General features: G+C 46.3%; 15 protein-coding genes. 9 read left to right on the top strand and 6 right to left on the bottom strand.

All coding sequences use genetic code 11. From position 1 onward, the window contains the following. Window positions 1–411: 411 nt before the first annotated feature. Window positions 412–2,058 (bottom strand): chaperonin GroEL, encoded by a 1,647-nt coding sequence (gene groL / locus VJL_RS22110; RefSeq protein ID WP_038870992.1) that lies wholly within the window; start codon window positions 2,056–2,058, stop codon window positions 412–414. 74 nt (window positions 2,059–2,132) lie between these two features. Further along, window positions 2,133–2,423, bottom strand: coding sequence for a co-chaperone GroES (locus tag VJL_RS22105; protein ID WP_005381516.1), 291 nt, complete (start codon window positions 2,421–2,423; stop codon window positions 2,133–2,135). 228 nt (window positions 2,424–2,651) lie between these two features. On the opposite strand from VJL_RS22105, the gene VJL_RS22100 reads away from it, so the two are divergent. Further along, window positions 2,652–4,022 carry an MATE family efflux transporter gene (locus tag VJL_RS22100; protein WP_038881484.1) on the top strand — a complete coding sequence of 457 codons (1,371 nt, stop codon included), beginning with the start codon at window positions 2,652–2,654 and terminating at the stop codon, window positions 4,020–4,022. A 75-nt stretch (window positions 4,023–4,097) separates the two neighbouring features. On the opposite strand, the gene pfkA is transcribed toward VJL_RS22100, so the two are convergent. The 3 genes from pfkA to VJL_RS22085 all read right to left on the bottom strand — a co-directional run bounded on the left by pfkA (window position 4,098) and on the right by VJL_RS22085 (window position 6,887). Then, window positions 4,098–5,060 (bottom strand): 6-phosphofructokinase, encoded by a 963-nt coding sequence (pfkA, locus tag VJL_RS22095; protein ID WP_038870987.1) that lies wholly within the window; start codon window positions 5,058–5,060, stop codon window positions 4,098–4,100. 285 nt (window positions 5,061–5,345) lie between these two features. Then, a complete protein-coding gene (gene fieF, locus VJL_RS22090; RefSeq protein ID WP_038881483.1) occupies window positions 5,346–6,254 on the bottom strand; it encodes a CDF family cation-efflux transporter FieF in 909 nt (302 codons plus the stop codon). A 123-nt stretch (window positions 6,255–6,377) separates the two neighbouring features. Beyond that, the gene (locus tag VJL_RS22085) at window positions 6,378–6,887 is read right to left on the bottom strand and encodes a CpxP family protein (RefSeq protein ID WP_038870983.1); all 510 of its coding nucleotides are present in this window, start codon (window positions 6,885–6,887) and stop codon (window positions 6,378–6,380) included. A gap of 191 nt (window positions 6,888–7,078) precedes the next feature. Here VJL_RS22085 and VJL_RS22080 point away from each other — a divergent pair, with 191 nt between their 5' ends. From VJL_RS22080 to trmL, 4 genes are all read left to right on the top strand, one after another. Further along, complete coding sequence (locus VJL_RS22080) at window positions 7,079–7,768, top strand: response regulator (RefSeq protein WP_038870981.1); 690 nt, start codon at window positions 7,079–7,081, stop codon at window positions 7,766–7,768. Beyond that, window positions 7,768–9,174: an envelope stress sensor histidine kinase CpxA gene (gene cpxA / locus VJL_RS22075; protein WP_038881482.1), complete on the top strand. Its 1,407-nt coding sequence runs from the start codon at window positions 7,768–7,770 to the stop codon at window positions 9,172–9,174. Before VJL_RS22080 ends, cpxA begins: the two co-directional genes overlap by 1 nt. A gap of 72 nt (window positions 9,175–9,246) precedes the next feature. Beyond that, the gene (locus VJL_RS22070) at window positions 9,247–9,855 is read left to right on the top strand and encodes a superoxide dismutase (protein ID WP_038881481.1); all 609 of its coding nucleotides are present in this window, start codon (window positions 9,247–9,249) and stop codon (window positions 9,853–9,855) included. Between the two features lie 132 nt (window positions 9,856–9,987). Continuing rightward, a complete protein-coding gene (gene trmL / locus VJL_RS22065; protein ID WP_012126507.1) occupies window positions 9,988–10,467 on the top strand; it encodes a tRNA (uridine(34)/cytosine(34)/5-carboxymethylaminomethyluridine(34)-2'-O)-methyltransferase TrmL in 480 nt (159 codons plus the stop codon). 70 nt (window positions 10,468–10,537) lie between these two features. Here the strand turns inward: trmL and VJL_RS22060 are convergent, their stop codons facing one another. Then, window positions 10,538–11,056 carry an FxsA family protein gene (locus VJL_RS22060; protein ID WP_038870971.1) on the bottom strand — a complete coding sequence of 173 codons (519 nt, stop codon included), beginning with the start codon at window positions 11,054–11,056 and terminating at the stop codon, window positions 10,538–10,540. Between the two features lie 424 nt (window positions 11,057–11,480). Here VJL_RS22060 and aspA point away from each other — a divergent pair, with 424 nt between their 5' ends. The 4 genes from aspA to VJL_RS22040 all read left to right on the top strand — a co-directional run. After that, window positions 11,481–12,932 (top strand): aspartate ammonia-lyase, encoded by a 1,452-nt coding sequence (aspA, locus tag VJL_RS22055; protein WP_038870968.1) that lies wholly within the window; start codon window positions 11,481–11,483, stop codon window positions 12,930–12,932. 176 nt (window positions 12,933–13,108) lie between these two features. Continuing rightward, window positions 13,109–14,416 carry an anaerobic C4-dicarboxylate transporter gene (locus tag VJL_RS22050; RefSeq protein ID WP_038870965.1) on the top strand — a complete coding sequence of 436 codons (1,308 nt, stop codon included), beginning with the start codon at window positions 13,109–13,111 and terminating at the stop codon, window positions 14,414–14,416. 162 nt (window positions 14,417–14,578) lie between these two features. Beyond that, the gene (locus VJL_RS22045; protein WP_038881479.1) at window positions 14,579–16,402 is read left to right on the top strand and encodes a protein-disulfide reductase DsbD; all 1,824 of its coding nucleotides are present in this window, start codon (window positions 14,579–14,581) and stop codon (window positions 16,400–16,402) included. Between the two features lie 195 nt (window positions 16,403–16,597). Further along, window positions 16,598–16,763 (top strand): hypothetical protein (locus tag VJL_RS22040; RefSeq protein WP_038881478.1); only part of this gene is annotated, 166 nt, incomplete at its 3' end.

The following is a 16,763-nucleotide window of genomic DNA, read 5'->3' as shown; positions in this document are numbered from 1 at the left end:
TAGTGTAATGTACAAATTTTGCGCCATTTTGAATCAATAAATGTTAGCTGGAAGTCATATTTAACTGTCTGACAAATAAAGCAATTGATTCATCATAGTTATTTATCTGCATTTTCCCTGACGAATTACGCACAATACCCGCACAGTTGCGCATTTTTAAACCAGTTAATCTGATAAAAATTAAGCGTAATAAGTACTGGCTAAAAGTAAGAATAGACCTACAAACTCACGCAAGAAAGGCTCAATACCGAAGTTACCGGCACAAAAAAACCGAGGCATTCACCTCGGCTTATCGAACTTTATCGGTAATCTAGCTCACCGCTATAAGGTTTTAGAACAAGGAGAGCACGCTAGTAAATGAGCATGCTCGACGCTGTTATCAAGCCTTAGATCAAAGAGATAGGCTGGCTATTACATCATGCCGCCCATACCCCCCATACCGCCCATACCACCCATGTCAGGCATGCCTGCGCTTTCTTTTTGTGGTAGGTCAGTCACCATCGCTTCAGTCGTGATCATTAGACCCGCTACTGATGCTGCGAATTGTAGAGCAGAACGAGTTACTTTCGTTGGATCTAGGATACCCATTGCAATCATGTCGCCGTATTCGCCCGTTGCTGCGTTGTAACCATAGTTACCTTCGCCAGCACGAACATTGTTAGCAACCACAGATTCTTCATCACCCGCGTTCTTAGTGATTTGACGGATAGGTGCTTCCATTGCACGTAGTGCAACACGGATACCTACGTTTTGCTCTTCATTGTCGCCTTCAAGACCAGCAACTTTAGATGCAGCGCGGATAAGTGCAACACCACCACCAGCAACGACACCTTCTTCAACCGCTGCGCGAGTTGCGTGAAGTGCATCTTCTACGCGGTCTTTCTTCTCTTTCATTTCAACTTCAGTTGCTGCACCAACTTTGATTACTGCAACGCCGCCAGCTAGCTTAGCAACACGTTCTTGAAGCTTTTCTTTGTCGTAGTCTGATGTTGCGTCTTCGATTTGTTGACGAATTTGAGCAACGCGACCTTGGATCATCGCTTCTTCACCCGCACCATCGATGATGGTTGAGTTTTCTTTAGTGATAGTTACACGTTTAGCTTGACCTAGATCTTCTAGCGTTACTTTTTCAAGCTCTAGACCGATCTCTTCCGAAATCACGATACCGCCAGTTAGGATAGCGATATCTTGTAGCATTGCTTTACGACGATCGCCGAAACCAGGAGCTTTAACAGCAGCGACTTTCACAATACCACGCATGTTGTTTACTACTAGCGTTGCTAGTGCTTCGCCTTCTACATCTTCAGCGATGATAAGCAGTGGACGAGACGCTTTAGCAACGGCTTCTAGCGTTGGAAGAAGCTCACGAATGTTCGAGATTTTCTTATCAACTAGAAGGATGAATGGGCTTTCTAGATCAACAGAGCCTGCTTCTTGGTTGTTGATGAAGTAAGGAGATAGGTAACCGCGGTCGAACTGCATGCCTTCTACTACGTCTAGCTCATCTTGTAGAGCCTGACCTTCTTCTACGGTAATCACGCCATCACGGCCTACTTTTTCCATCGCTTCAGCAATGATGTTACCCACTGTTGCATCGGAGTTTGCAGAGATAGTACCTACCTGTGCGATAGCTTTGGTGTCGTTACATTCAACAGATAGTTCTTTTAGTTGCTCAACCGCTGCGATAACTGCTTTATCGATACCACGCTTAAGATCCATTGGGTTCATACCAGCAGCAACTGCTTTCAACCCTTCAGTAATGATAGCTTGAGCAAGAACCGTTGCTGTTGTTGTACCGTCACCCGCTGCGTCGTTTGCTTTAGACGCAACTTCTTTAACCATTTGTGCGCCCATGTTCTGGAATTTATCTTCCAGTTCAATTTCACGCGCTACTGATACACCATCTTTGGTGATCGTTGGTGCACCAAAAGATTTGTCTAGAACAACGTTACGACCTTTAGGACCCAGTGTTACTTTTACTGCGTCCGCTAGAACGTTTACGCCTTCTAGCATTTTAACTCGTGCGTCATTACCAAATTTAACGTCTTTAGCAGCCATCTTTGATTTCCTTTCTAAATTCTGTTTTCGATTTCGTTTTTGAATCAGAGCAAAAAATTACTCAATGATTGCTATTACTCAACGATTGCCATGATGTCGTTTTCAGACATTACTAGCACTTCTTTGCCGTCGATTTTTTCAGTCTTTGTGCCGTAACCTTCAGCGAAGATAACGGTATCACCAACTTTAACGTCCAACGGTAACACTGTGCCGTTTTCTAGAATGCGGCCTTTACCTACAGCTAGAACAACACCACGTGTCGATTTTTCCGCAGCAGAACCAGTTAGAACGATGCCACCCGCTGACTTTGATTCAACTTCTTTACGTTCTACGATAACTCGGTCATGTAATGGACGAATGTTCATCGGTCGTCTCTCCTGAAAGTTTTCATGTTTATTTGATAATTGCCCGTGTAGGGCACGTGATCACTATATAAGGGGCAAACCTAACGATCCCAAGGGGTAGACGTGAATTTTTTGTGACTTAGTTAAAATAACCAGCAGCTAGGCAACGGTTTGCGTGCGAAATGCTCACTCGCCCACTATCTCGCTTTCTTGTATCCTTGCGTTTCCCTCACCAGATAGACATCAAAAATGTTGGAAAAAAACAAGCCGGACAATCAGGCCGAAGATAAGCATGGTTTGTTGACCGCGCCCATTCCTGACACCTTACGCAAAATGACCATCCCGATGACGATGGGCATGATTGCCATTTTGATGTTTAACTTGGTCGATACTTTTTTTATCTCGTTGCTGGGTACAGAAGCCCTAGCAGCAATCAGTTACACTTTTCCCGTCACCTTTGCAGTGAACTGCATCACCATGGGCATCGGCATGGGGCTTTCTACCAATATTGGTAGACTGTTAGGTCAAGGCCATGCTCCTCAAGCTGCTCGCTTTACCAGCCACGGGTTATTGCTGGCAGTTGTGCTGGTGATGATCGCCTCAACACTAGGCTTTTTTACTATCGAGCCGCTGTTCAGCTTCTTGGGCGCGAAAGAAGATTCTATTCCGCTGATCGCACAGTATATGCAGGTTTGGTATCTCACTATTCCTCTGTTGGTAATTCCAATGGCGGGCAATAGTGCGATTCGCGCAACCGGCGATACCAAAACTCCAGCTAAAATCATGATGCTGGCAGGGCTTATCAACGGTATTCTCGATCCATTGCTTATCTTTGGTTACGGGCCCTTCCCTGAATTGGGCATCCAAGGCGCGGCGATTGCTAGTGCCTTCAGTTGGTTTGGCGCGTTATGCGGTTCGCTTTACCTACTGGTCAAACGTGAGAAGCTACTTGCCCCGCCGCAATGGCAATTCATCAAACAAGACTGGCAACAAACGTTAAAAATCGGCACTCCTGCAGCGCTCTCCAATGCAATGAACCCATTATCGGGCGCAATCCTGATGATGTTGCTTTCAAGTCATGGGACAGCTGCAGTAGCAGCTTATGGCGCAGCTCAGCGAATTGAATCGATTCTGTTGTTGGTTTTAATGTCTCTCACTTCCGCTCTCACCCCATTTATGGCACAGAACTTTGGGGCAAGTAATCCTGCTCGAGCCTTTTCCGGTTGGTTCCTCAGCATGCGGTTCGCAGTTCTCTTCCAAGGGTTTATCTTCTTGATGATGGTGCCACTCAGTATTCCTCTTGCAGCCTTGTTCTCTCAGGAAGCCGCCGTAAAAGATCTGCTTTGGCATTACCTATTGGTGGTGCCATTTAGTTATGGCTTCCAAGGGATTGTGATGATGCTAGTCAGTGGCTACAACGCAATGCACAAACCAATGCGCGCCTTCCAATGGAGCTTCATGCGTTTATTCGTATTTACCTTGCCTGCAGCTTGGATTGGTAGCCACGTTTATGGCATTGAAGGTTTGTTTATTGGTATTGCGCTGGGGAATACGATGGGCGGGCTATTAGGGTATTGGTTTGCACTGCGTGAGCGAAGAATAACATTGGCAGAACACTAACCATCAGCGTAAACGTTAGATAATAAAAAACCGCGGATAACCGCGGTTTTTTTGATTCTGAGTTTAACCAGTTGCTTAGAATAGCTCTTCAGCAACTTGGTATAGGTCGTTACGTACTGGACGCTTCATGTTCTCGATTGCATCGATGATGTCGTGGTGAACTAGCTGCTCCTTCACGATACCAACACAACGACCGCCATGGCCTTCCATTAGTAGATGAACCGCGTAGTTACCCATGCGAGATGCTAAAACACGGTCGAACGCTGTTGGGCGGCCACCACGTTGGATGTGACCAAGAACCGTCGCACGAGTCTCACGACCTGTCGCAGCTTCGATCTCTTTCGCTAGTTCGTTTGCATCCATCATCAGCTCAGTAAGTGCGATGATCGCATGCTTCTTACCTTTTGAGATGCCATCTTGGATGTTGCTGATTAGCTTGTCTTTATCTAGGCCAGTTTCTGGCGTGATGATGTATTCACAACCACCAGCAATTGCAGACATCAGAGTAAGGTCACCACAGTGACGACCCATGATTTCTACGATAGAAATACGTTGGTGAGAAGAAGACGTGTCACGTAGACGGTCAATTGCATCGATAACTGTGTTTAGTGCAGTTAGGTAACCGATTGTGTAATCCGTACCTGCGATATCGTTATCGATTGTGCCTGGTAGACCGATACATGGGTAGCCCATTTCAGTCAGTTTCTTAGCACCCATGTAAGAGCCGTCACCACCGATAACAACAAGTGCATCGATACCGTGCTTTTTCAGGTTCTCAATCGCTTGTTCACGAACTTCCACTTCTTTGAATTCAGGGAAACGTGCAGAGCCTAGGAATGTACCACCCTTGTTGATCACATCTGAAACGCTAGAACGATCTAGCTTCTCGATGCGGCCTTCGTAAAGACCTAGGTAGCCATCGTAAACACCGTAAACTTCCAATCCCTCAGATAGTGCTGTACGAACTACGCCGCGTACTGCTGCGTTCATACCAGGTGCGTCACCGCCACTTGTTAAAACACCGATCTTCTTAATCATGCTCACCCTCGATCTTTGGCAATCAATTTATTTAATTTTCTTCTAGGCCCCTTGTTACCAAGCAACCTGCATAATCCAGAACTGTGCGTTATGTTACATTTCCTCTACAGGAATACCAATGAAAACACACTTTTTTATGTAACTTTTCTACTTATGTAAGAGTATTACAGTTTCTCTTTGCAACTTCGTTGATTCACATCAGGATCACGATTCTTAGTAAGTAGTGATGGAAAGATAGCCAATAAGCGCCTATTTGTCGTTACGCTTGGTCTGATTTTTCGACCGCTACCAATCTTGCGCCTTTTGTTCTTTCTCTGGTCCAAAGACGACCGACAACGGATCCTGATGGATCAAGACGTCCGCTTCCGGGAAAAGCGCCAACAAATTATCTTCAACTTTATCGGCAATATGATGGGCTTTTATTAAAGGTAGATGATCATCCAACTCTAAATGCAACTGAATAAAGCGCGTCGGCCCAGACATGCGAGTTCTTAGCTGATGGACTCCTAACACACCTTCAACATTGATGCAGGCTTCACGGATCTGCTCCAGTTCTTCATCTGGTAGCTTTCTATCGAGCAATGTCTGAATCGCTTCGCTGACCATCTTGAAAGCGCTGTACAAAATGAAGATACCAATCCCCACCGCAAACACTGCATCGGCTTGCGTTACCCCAAAATAGCTCAATCCTAAAGCCACCATGATGGCGCCATTCATGTATAAATCGGTTTGATAATGCAGTGAGTCAGCAGCAATCGCTTGGCTACCCGTTTTACGTACCACATGCTTTTGGAACATCACGAGCCCAAAAGTAACGACCATAGCGAATAGAGAGACATAAACCCCTAGCTCAGGTGAATTCAGCTCATGTGGACGGAAAAATCGCTCAATACCATTAAGAATCAAGAAGACAGCAGAACCAGAAATAAACATTGCCTGCGCCAGTGCTGCTAGCGACTCCGCTTTACCATGGCCAAAAGTATGTTCTCTATCAGCGGGTTGTAGTGAATAGCGTACAACAATAAGGTTCACGACCGATGCGGCGATATCCAGCATCGAGTCAATCAAGGAAGCAAGCAGACTGACAGAGCCCGTCACCCACCAAGTAATGACTTTTACTATTAAAAGAATCGTCGCGACAATGGTCGCCGTCCAAGCAGCGGTCGTGACTAAACGTGCATATTCGTGTTTCATAATCAAAGAGTTAACTCAAACCGTACTTTGAGTATACCTTGAGAATTATTGAATGAGTATGAAATCGCCAAGATCAAAAAAAGGCAGCACTCAGGCTACCTCTTTTACTTTATCTTTCAGCGATTAGCTGTTGTGGTGCTTGTGCATGCGTTTTTGCATTTTTTCGCCACACTCTTGGTGACGCTCTTTTTGTAGCTCAACATATTTTGTTTTTTGCTCAGGAGTCAGCACGCTCAGCATTTGGTGTTTCTTCTCTAGCATCTTAACGCGACGCTCAGTTTGCTTCTCAACCATCTCTTTTGCTAGGTCGTTTGCTGCGGCTTCATCGAAGTTATCAGCCAATAGAAGTGCTTGAACTTTATCGTGATGCGCTTGACGCTCTGCCATGTGTGCTTCGTGACCATCTGCGAATTTTGCTTTCATCGCCGCTTTGTTAGCTTCACGCATTTCTTTTAGCTGGTCTTTCTGTGCATCAGTCAGGTCTAGTTGACGCATGATGCCACGGTCCATACCTTTGCCGCATTCACCGCGATGGCCTTTATGATCTTTACCACCAAATGCGAATGCGCTCGCTGTACCTAGAGTTAGTGGTAGAACAACAGCAGCCAGTACTAGTTTCTTTGCAGTTTTCATAATTTGATTCCTTACACAGGTTAGTGATTCTTCTGAGCTGTTCTCACAGCGCTTGAGTGTAGAATACGACCTACTAGGTAAAGCGACGTATAGAGACCGTAAAGAATCGTAAAGAGTGATTTTTACACTCTTCGTTACCTATCATTCCCATGTAATATTAAAGCAACCACGAATCATAAATAGGTACTCAAATGGCGAACATTCTTTTGATTGATGATGATACCGAGCTAACCAGTCTGCTTAAAGAGGTACTGAGCTTTGAAGGTTTTAACGTCAGTGAAGCCAACGATGGAGAAGCAGGCCTCGCGGCTGTCACTGATGAAATTGACCTTATTTTGCTCGATGTCATGATGCCAAAACTCAATGGAATGGAAACCCTAAAACGCCTGCGCGAAAACTGGGAGACGCCAGTGCTTATGCTAACGGCGAAAGGCGAAGAGATAGACCGCGTTATCGGCCTAGAACTGGGTGCCGATGATTACCTACCAAAACCGTTTAGCGACCGCGAATTACTCGCTCGGATCCGGGCGATTTTGCGCCGTACCAGCAGCACCCAGAAGAGCGCGAAAAACAGTGACTGCATTGAGTACCAAGAAATCAAACTCTTCCCTGGCAAACAAGAAGCATACTGCGAACAGACGTTGTTAGATTTAACGACGACAGAGTTTGCTCTTCTGACACACTTTGTGCAAAACCCTGGGCAAGTGCTAACTAAAGAAGCCTTGAGCTTAGATGTACTTGGCAAGCGCTTAGCCGCGTTTGATCGTGCGATCGATATGCACGTATCCAACCTACGTAAAAAATTGCCAGACCAAAGTAACGGTAAGCCTCGTATTAAAACGCTACGCGGGCGCGGCTACATGCTGATTGAGGAGGATTAATGCGAGCACCACGCTTCAAACTGCCGAAGATAAACAGCTTGTATGGACGCATCTTTGCCATCTTTTGGTTCACCATGTTTTTGGTTCTGATGGCAGTGCTGTCATTACCACACCTTGACCCACGGAAAGCACGCGACATCCCGCAAGACCACTATCAGCGTATGATTGAAATACGTGACGGTATCGAGAAGAAGTATCGCAAACAAGATAACCTCGGCAAGATTTTGTTCAGCATCGAAGGTCAGCGACGCAGTAAACATGATCCGCGTCCACGTATCTTCTTTTCCGATCACGAAGGCAACGTACTGACAACTTCATCAGGTCACAGAGATTTCAAGCTACGTGCGCTACAAAACTTTGTCACTAGCATTGAAGATCAGTCCCAACCGAAGCAAAAGCTTTACGGTCGCTACATGATCGCAGGCCCCGTGCCAATCAAAATCGCCAATTCGGATCTGTTGATGTACGTCGGCTTTAAATGGAATGAGCCGCCACCAATCATGTTGCGCCTGTTCGATCACCCATTGCAATTGCTGCTTGCAGTTATGCTCGTGAGTACTCCGTTATTGCTTTGGTTAGCGTGGGCTTTGAGCCAACCCGCTCGACGCTTGGAAAGTGCAGCGCAACGCGTCGCGAAAGGTGAGTTTGTCATCGATCCGAACCTAGAGAAAGGCACCACCGAGTTTCGTCAAGCCGGAACCAGCTTCAACCAAATGGTCGAGGCTGTGAATCAGATGATTTCTGGCCAGCAGCGTTTACTCTCAGACATTTCACATGAGTTACGTTCGCCTTTGACTCGCTTGCGTATGGCAAGTGCGCTGGCGACTCGTAAGCAAGGGGAAAGTCCAGAGTTGACCCGAATCGACACCGAAGCGCAACGTTTAGAGCAGATGATCGCCGAACTACTCGAATTGTCACGCATGCAAGTGAACAGTCACATGACGCGCGAGACTCAGCCAATAGTAAGTTTGTGGGAAGAGATTATTAAGGATGCGCAGTTTGAAGCCGAACAAATGGGCAAAGTATTGAACTACTCTAACCTTCCTGAACGCAGCATTTCTGGCAATCCAAAACTACTGATGAGTGCGGTAGAAAACATCATTCGTAATGCGATTTACTATGGCAAAGATGAAGTGAGGATCGACATTCAAGACAGCGCAGACACCTTGAACATCATTGTAGATGACAACGGTGAAGGTGTGCCTGAAGAAGAATTAGAAGCCATCTTCCGCCCATTTTACCGAGTCTCGACAGCCCGTGATCGTCATTCTGGCGGTACCGGTCTTGGTTTAACCATTACCGAAAGTGCCATCCGCCAACACAGCGGTTCGATTATCGCAAGTCGCAGCCCATTGGGTGGTTTACGAGTCACGATTACTCTGCCATTACTCAAAATAGGCAAATAACCTTACAAAGATCAAAGTTGATAATGATTTTCATTAGCATTAAAGTAAATCCTTCATAAAGGAGGATTTACAATGTCGCATATTTTTCCAGAGCTTCCGTACCGCTACGATGCACTAGAACCATACATCGATGCGAAAACCATGGAAGTTCACTACAGCAAACACCACAAAACCTATTACGATAAATTCATGGCTGCCGCAAAAGGCAGCGCTCTCGAGACCCAAAGCCTCGATGATATCTTCGCTTGCATTTCTCAACACAGTCCAGCTATCCGCAACAACGGTGGCGGCTATTACAATCACATCATTTACTGGAACTGCATGTCACCAAACGGTGGCGGTGAGCCTCAAGGTGCACTCGCTCAAGCCATCAACGACAAGTTTGGTGACTTCGAAAAATTCAAAGACGAGTTTGCCCAAGCGGCAATCAATACCTTCGGCTCAGGCTTTGCTTGGCTAGTCGTAAAGGATGGAGAGATTCAGATTACCTCCACGAGCAACCAAGACAATCCTCTGATGGATGTTGCCGCGGTGCAAGGTGAGCCAGTTCTAGCGCTGGATGTTTGGGAACACGCTTACTACATCAGTTACCAAAACCGTCGTCCTGAGTACATTGAAGCATGGTGGAACGTAGTGAACTGGCGCGCAGTAGAAGAAAACTACGCTCGCGCACTCAGTTAAACCTTTCAACATCTGGGCGACAAGGTTTACCTACACGCCCTTATGCCCCCAAGTCATTGTGTTGAATCTCGCTTCTCAAGGTGACTTGGGTATATACTGCCCGTCTGTTTTTGACCAACCTAATTCAATACCATGTTTGATATCGCTCTATACGAACCAGAAATCGCGCCGAACACCGGCAACATCATTCGCCTGTGTGCTAACTGTGGTGCGAATCTCCACCTGATTGAGCCACTAGGTTTCGATCTAGAAGAGAAGAAAGTCCGCCGCGCAGGTTTGGATTACCACGATTTGGCTCGCGTGACGCGTCATAAAGATTATCAAGCCTTCTTGGAATACTTAGAGAAAGAGAAACAAGGCAACTACCGCTTGTTTGCATGCACGACAAAGACCACAGGTCATCACGTCGATGCAAAATACCAAGAAGGCGATGTATTGATGTTTGGTCCAGAAACTCGCGGACTACCAGCAGATGTGATTGATAGCTTGCCAATGGAGCAGCGCATCCGCATCCCGATGATGCCAGATGCCCGTAGCCTGAACCTTTCTAATGCCGTTGCGATCATCGCGTTTGAAGCATGGCGTCAAATGGGTTTTGAAGGCGCAATGTAAGCGCACCAAATCACGGATACTAAAAAGGGCGCTAAATGCGCTCTTTTGCTTTTCTTACTTACCGATTAAATCAGTTGAGCTTGTTACGATCATTGTCGTCTTTACGCTCGTACTCACCTTCGAAGGTATTGCCGTTGTCCGATTGAGAATCGAATGGGTCACGACGAAACGGGTCTTGTTCATAGGGACCTTGATTTGAGAAGCCACCTTGGAAGCCGCCACCATTCATGGTCTTCACCACCATCTTGCTCATTAAGTATTTCGCAATCGCAGCGCGTGGCGCGGGAAGCAACACCAACATACCCAATGCGTCGGTCATGAAACCTGGTGTTAACAGCAATACGCCTGCAACTGCCAGCATCACACCTTCAAAAATCTGTTGAGCCGGAAGCTCACCTTGCTCTAAGCGACCTTGCACTGACATCAACGTCTGGATGCCTTGGCTGCGTACCAAAGACGCGCCAACAAATGCGGTGATCAGAACTAAAGCAATCGTAGGCCAAAGACCTAAAAAGCCTCCCACCTGAATAAATAGGCCGATTTCGATGATCGGGACGAAAATAAACGCCAATAATAAGATAGGAAACACATGCCCTCCTTTGTTGATTTCAGTGTAATGGCAAAAGCCTACTAAGCTCAAACGAATCGTTGTAAAAAAGCGTGTTCATCATAGGGAGAATGCGTTGTACAAAAAACGCCCTTTGAATAAAGGTGCATATATAAAATTTGATCGTTGAAAAGTGCTATTTTCGCACTCTTAAAATCCATGTTTGTCGAGGAAAAACACCTACCCATAAAGGGTTATTAATATCCCGTTCATACTTTGCAAATTATTGACGCATTAAAAGCGAAAAAGGTGATCCACTTACTATTTTTATGCGCTAGGTGCAGTATGATGTGCCACATAAGTCAGGACGGTTTTTCCAGCCAAAAACTCTGATGAACGGATTCTAGATTGCAGAAATGGCTAATAAATAACTTAAATATCAGAATTATTATCTAAGGATCCTGTTATGGCTACACTATCTGATGCTCCAAAGACAGCAAACCAAGCCACTCGTATTGAAGAAGATCTATTAGGTCAACGTCATGTTCCTGCTGATGCTTACTACGGCATCCACACCCTTCGCGCTATCGAAAACTTTAATATTTCAAGCACTACCATTTCTGACGTACCTGAGTTTGTACGCGGTATGGTAATGACGAAAAAAGCCGCTGCACTAGCAAACAAAGAGCTAGGCGCAATTCCAAAAGACGTTGCTAACTACATTCTAGAAGCGTGTGATTTGATCCTTGAAACAGGTAAGTGCATGGATCAGTTCCCTTCAGACGTGTTCCAAGGCGGTGCAGGCACGTCAGTGAACATGAACACTAACGAAGTTATTGCGAACGTTGCGCTTGAACTGATGGGCAAAGAAAAAGGCCAATATGAGTTCATCAACCCGAACGATCACGTAAACAAGAGCCAATCAACAAACTGTGCGTACCCTACCGGTTTCCGAATCGCGGTTTACAACAGTGTTCATCAGTTGATGGAAGCGATCGAATACCTAAAAGGTGCATTCGAACTTAAAGCACAAGAATTCAAAGACATCTTGAAGATGGGTCGTACTCAGCTTCAAGACGCGGTTCCTATGACTGTGGGTCAAGAGTTCCACGCATGGGCAGTGACACTAAACGAAGAGATTCGCGCCCTAGACTACACGTCTAAGCTACTACTAGAAATCAACCTAGGTGCAACAGCTATCGGTACTGGTCTAAACGCACCAACAGGCTACCAAGCACTAGCCGTAAAACACCTAGCAGAAGTTACGGGTGTAGAAGTGGTTGCAGCAGAAGATCTAATCGAAGCAACATCTGACTGTGGTGCTTACGTAATGACGCACGGCGCGCTCAAACGTCTAGCAGTGAAACTGTCGAAGATCTGTAACGACCTTCGCCTACTTTCTTCTGGCCCTCGCTCTGGTCTAAACGAGTTGAACCTACCAGAAATGCAAGCGGGCTCTTCTATCATGCCAGCTAAAGTAAACCCAGTTATCCCAGAAGTCGTAAACCAAGTTTGCTTCAAGGTTCTAGGTAACGACAACACGGTATCTTTCGCAGCAGAAGGCGGTCAGTTACAGCTAAACGTAATGGAGCCAGTAATCGCACAAAGCGTGTTTGAGTCTATTTCTCTACTACACAACGCATGTGTGAACCTACGTGACAAATGTATCGATGGCATCACGGTGAACAAAGAAGTTTGTGAAAACTACGTTTACAACTCTATCGGTATCGTGACTTATCTAAACCCATACATCGGTCACCACGAGGGCGACATTGTTGGTAAGATCTGTGCTGAAACAGGTAAGAGCGTACGTGATGTGGTTCTAGAACGTGGTTTATTAACCGCAGAAGAGCTAGATGACATCTTATCGGTTGAAAACTTCATGCATCCGACTTATAAAGCGAAACGCTACGAGTAATCGCTGGTGAAAGGGGTCCCAAACGGGGCCCTTTTTTAGGCTCTGATACGGTTAACCACAATTTTTATGCGCTTTTTATTGCCGTAAGCCGCTCGGGTTCTGATTTTCTGAGCATTTACACCTGTTCCTGAGTGTTCAAAAAATCAGAATCATTAAAAACTAAAAGAGGTATCAATATGGTAATGGTCGAACTCTTCGTGGTTCTGCTCTTCATTTATTTGGGGGCAAGAATCGGTGGTATCGGCATTGGCTTTGCCGGTGGTGCTGGGGTAATTGCATTGTCTTTAATCCTAGGCGTCCCGACAAGCCAGTCTTTCATCCCTGTCGATGTAATCCTGATCATCATGTCTGTTATTACTGCTATCGCTGCAATGCAGGTAGCGGGTGGTTTAGATTGGATGGTTCAGGTTGCGGAAGACTTTTTGCGTAAACATCCCGAACGCATCACCTTTTACGCACCTATCGTGACATTTTTGATGACACTACTAGCAGGTACAGGTCACACAGCATTCTCTACTTTGCCAGTTATTGCAGAAGTAGCGAAAGGCCAAGGTGTTCGTCCTTCTCGTCCACTGTCTATCGCGGTAGTTGCCTCGCAAATCGCTATCACAGCATCGCCTATCTCAGCGGCAGTTGTAGCGTTCGCAGCAATGCTTCACCCATTTGGCGTTGATTACCTAACGCTACTAGCGGTTTGTATCCCAACCACCTTCATCGCTTGTATGATCGGTGCATTTGTTGCGAACTTCATGGGCAGCGAGCTTAAAGATGATCCTGAATACCAAGACCGTCTAGCAAAAGGCCTTATCAAGCTAAACACAGAATCGAAACGCGAAATCTTGCCAACAGCGAAGAAAGCAACATTCATCTTCCTAGGCGCTATCGCATTCGTAGTCTGCTACGCAGCAGCGATCTCTGGTTCAATTGGTCTTATCGAAAACCCAGCACTTGGTCGTAACGAAGCGATCATGGCAGTAATGCTAGCGGCAGCCGCAGCAATCGTATTGAGCTGTAAAATCGATGCAGGCAAAATCCCAGCTGCTGCAACATTCCGCTCTGGTATGACAGCGTGTGTGTGTGTACTTGGTGTGGCATGGCTAGGTTCTACGTTCGTTAACGCGCACGTTGATGGCATCAAAGAAGTTGCGGGTGCACTACTAGCAGACTACCCATGGATGCTAGCACTTGTTCTATTCTTCGCTTCAATGCTGCTTTACTCGCAGGGTGCAACTACCGTTGCGCTGATGCCAGCAGCACTAGCAATCGGTGTGGCACCACTTACCGCAGTTGCGTCTTTCGCAGCAGTAAGTGCGCTATTCGTACTACCAACTTACCCAACTCTACTGGCTGCGGTTGAGATGGACGACACGGGTTCAACTCGTATCGGTAAGTACGTATTCAACCACCCATTCTTCGTACCAGGCGTAGCAACTATCGCTTCAGCAGTTGCACTTGGATTCGCGTTCGGTGGGCTACTGATCTAGCAGAAACAGAGTCTTACTCGGGGGAGCTTCGGCTCCCTTTTTTATTGCCTGTTGTATTGGACAACGGTTAACAAATCTTCACTTCCATGAAACTTATTGGCTAGCCAGCAGGTCTGATTGAGTTACACTAACTGCAATTATCTAAGATGAATTGAACCTTTTATGCGTGCATTACTCTCCGTCTTACTCTTAGGGCTTATTACCTTTTCTGCGCCTTCTTTTGCTCTGTTTGGCAATGATCAGTTAGGGAACAGCCAAAGCAACACTTTTGGCAACAGCAACGATACGTTTGTGCCTGTCGATCAGGCTTTCCAATTCAACTATTACCAGCAGGACGGTAAGCTCATGCTGGACTGGCAGGTACGTGATGGTTACTACCTGTATCAAGAGCGCTTGTCCGTTGCGGGCGAAAATGTGTCGCTAGGCGAACTGCAAATGGAAGACGGCACGCCGCATAAAGATGAATTCTTTGGTGACGTGCATATCTACACCCAGCCACTGTTTGTTAACGTGCCAATGCATGACTGGCAAGACGGTGCACGCGTGGTGGTGCAATACCAAGGCTGTGCCAAAGCTGGCTTCTGTTACCCACCAGAAACTCGCGTAATTCCTATCAGCGCGTTTACTTCGTCGAACTCAGATTCAACAGCGGCGACGACTGCACCAAAAGCAGAACAAGTACCACCAGCGGTGCAATCATCTACTTCTACCGACACACCATCGGCTCCAGTAACACAGCAAGATAGCCTTGCCGCTAACCTTGCTGATAACTGGTGGACACCACTTCTGTTCTTGGCGCTTGGTGTGGGTTTGGCGTTTACACCATGTGTACTGCCGATGTACCCAATTTTGACCAGCATCGTGCTTGGCAGTGGCAAACTAAGCCAACGCCGTGCGCTAGGCTTGTCGTTTGTCTACGTGCAAGGCATGGCGCTGACTTACACCCTACTTGGCCTTGTGGTGGCATCTGCGGGCATGCAGTTCCAAGCTGCGATGCAACACCCTTATGTGTTGATTGGTTTGAGTGTACTGTTCGTGACACTCGCACTGTCGATGTTTGGCGTTTATAACCTGCAACTGCCAAGTGGCGTGCAAACGTGGTTAAACAACCTAAGCAACAAACAACAAGGCGGAAGCAGCGCAGGCGTATTCGCCATGGGCGCGATTTCAGGTCTAGTGTGCTCACCATGTACCACGGCGCCACTGTCTGGTGCGCTACTTTACGTTGCACAAAGCGGTGACTTGCTGACTGGTGGTATCGCACTTTACGCACTGGCGATGGGTATGGGAATTCCACTCATTCTTGTTGCTGTATTCGGCAACAAACTTCTGCCAAAAGCAGGGGGTTGGATGGATCGCGTTAAGACCCTATTCGGCTTCATTCTGCTGGCAGCGCCTATCTTCCTACTTGAGCGCATCATGCCAGAAATATGGGCAACGGCATTGTGGTCAGCACTAGGTATCGCTGCATTTGGTTGGCTATACCACATCAAGAACAGCCTTGAGTTTGGTGGTTGGAAACAAAGTGCAGTAGGCATTATCGCTGTGCTTGGTTTGTTTGCGTCAGCTCAACCAGCACTTAATTACTGGTTTGGTGGCCACACAACAACGCAAACTCAACAAGTGACAGTAAGCTTTACGCGCGTCTCCAATGTAACAGAGCTCGAACAACAATTGGCATTGGCTAAGCAAGCCGGTAAACCCGTGATGCTCGACTTCTATGCTGATTGGTGTGTCGCATGTAAAGAGTTTGAAAAGTACACCTTCCATGACCCAAGTGTCGAAGTAAAACTGCAAGATTTTGTGCTGCTACAGGCCGATGTAACCAAGAACCAAGTACAAGACATCGAACTTCTTAAGCATATGAATGTATTAGGTTTACCGACGATTGAATTTTGGGATGCGAATGGCAAACATGTTTCAAACGCTCGTTTGACCGGTTTTATGCAGGCCGAGCCTTTCTTAGCACACATCAACCAATTCTGATTGTGAATCATTCAAACGCCAGTGATACCTCACTGGCGTTTTTTATTGTCTCAATAAAATCTCGAAACTTGCGTTTATATGCAATTTTTCTAATAAAAGTCGATTTGGTTCAGACTTTTAGCGCATAAACATTGTCCCCCCTCTTAAAGGTGGACAATAATTCCATTAACGAAATAGTCAAAAGTGTTTAACGTCATGGATTCGACCTACACCATTATCATCGCTGATGATCACCCATTGTTCCGCAACGCCTTGTTCCAATCGGTACATATGGCGGTGAGTGGTGCTAACCTCCTCGAAGCTGACTCTTTAGATGCACTCCTGACACTCCTTAAAAAAGAAGAAGAGCCCGACCTAGTGC

Source organism: Vibrio jasicida CAIM 1864 = LMG 25398 (assembly GCF_000400365.1).
GTDB classification, from domain to species: Bacteria; Pseudomonadota; Gammaproteobacteria; order Enterobacterales; family Vibrionaceae; genus Vibrio; species Vibrio jasicida.
This window is presented reverse-complemented; position numbering and strand designations above follow the sequence as displayed.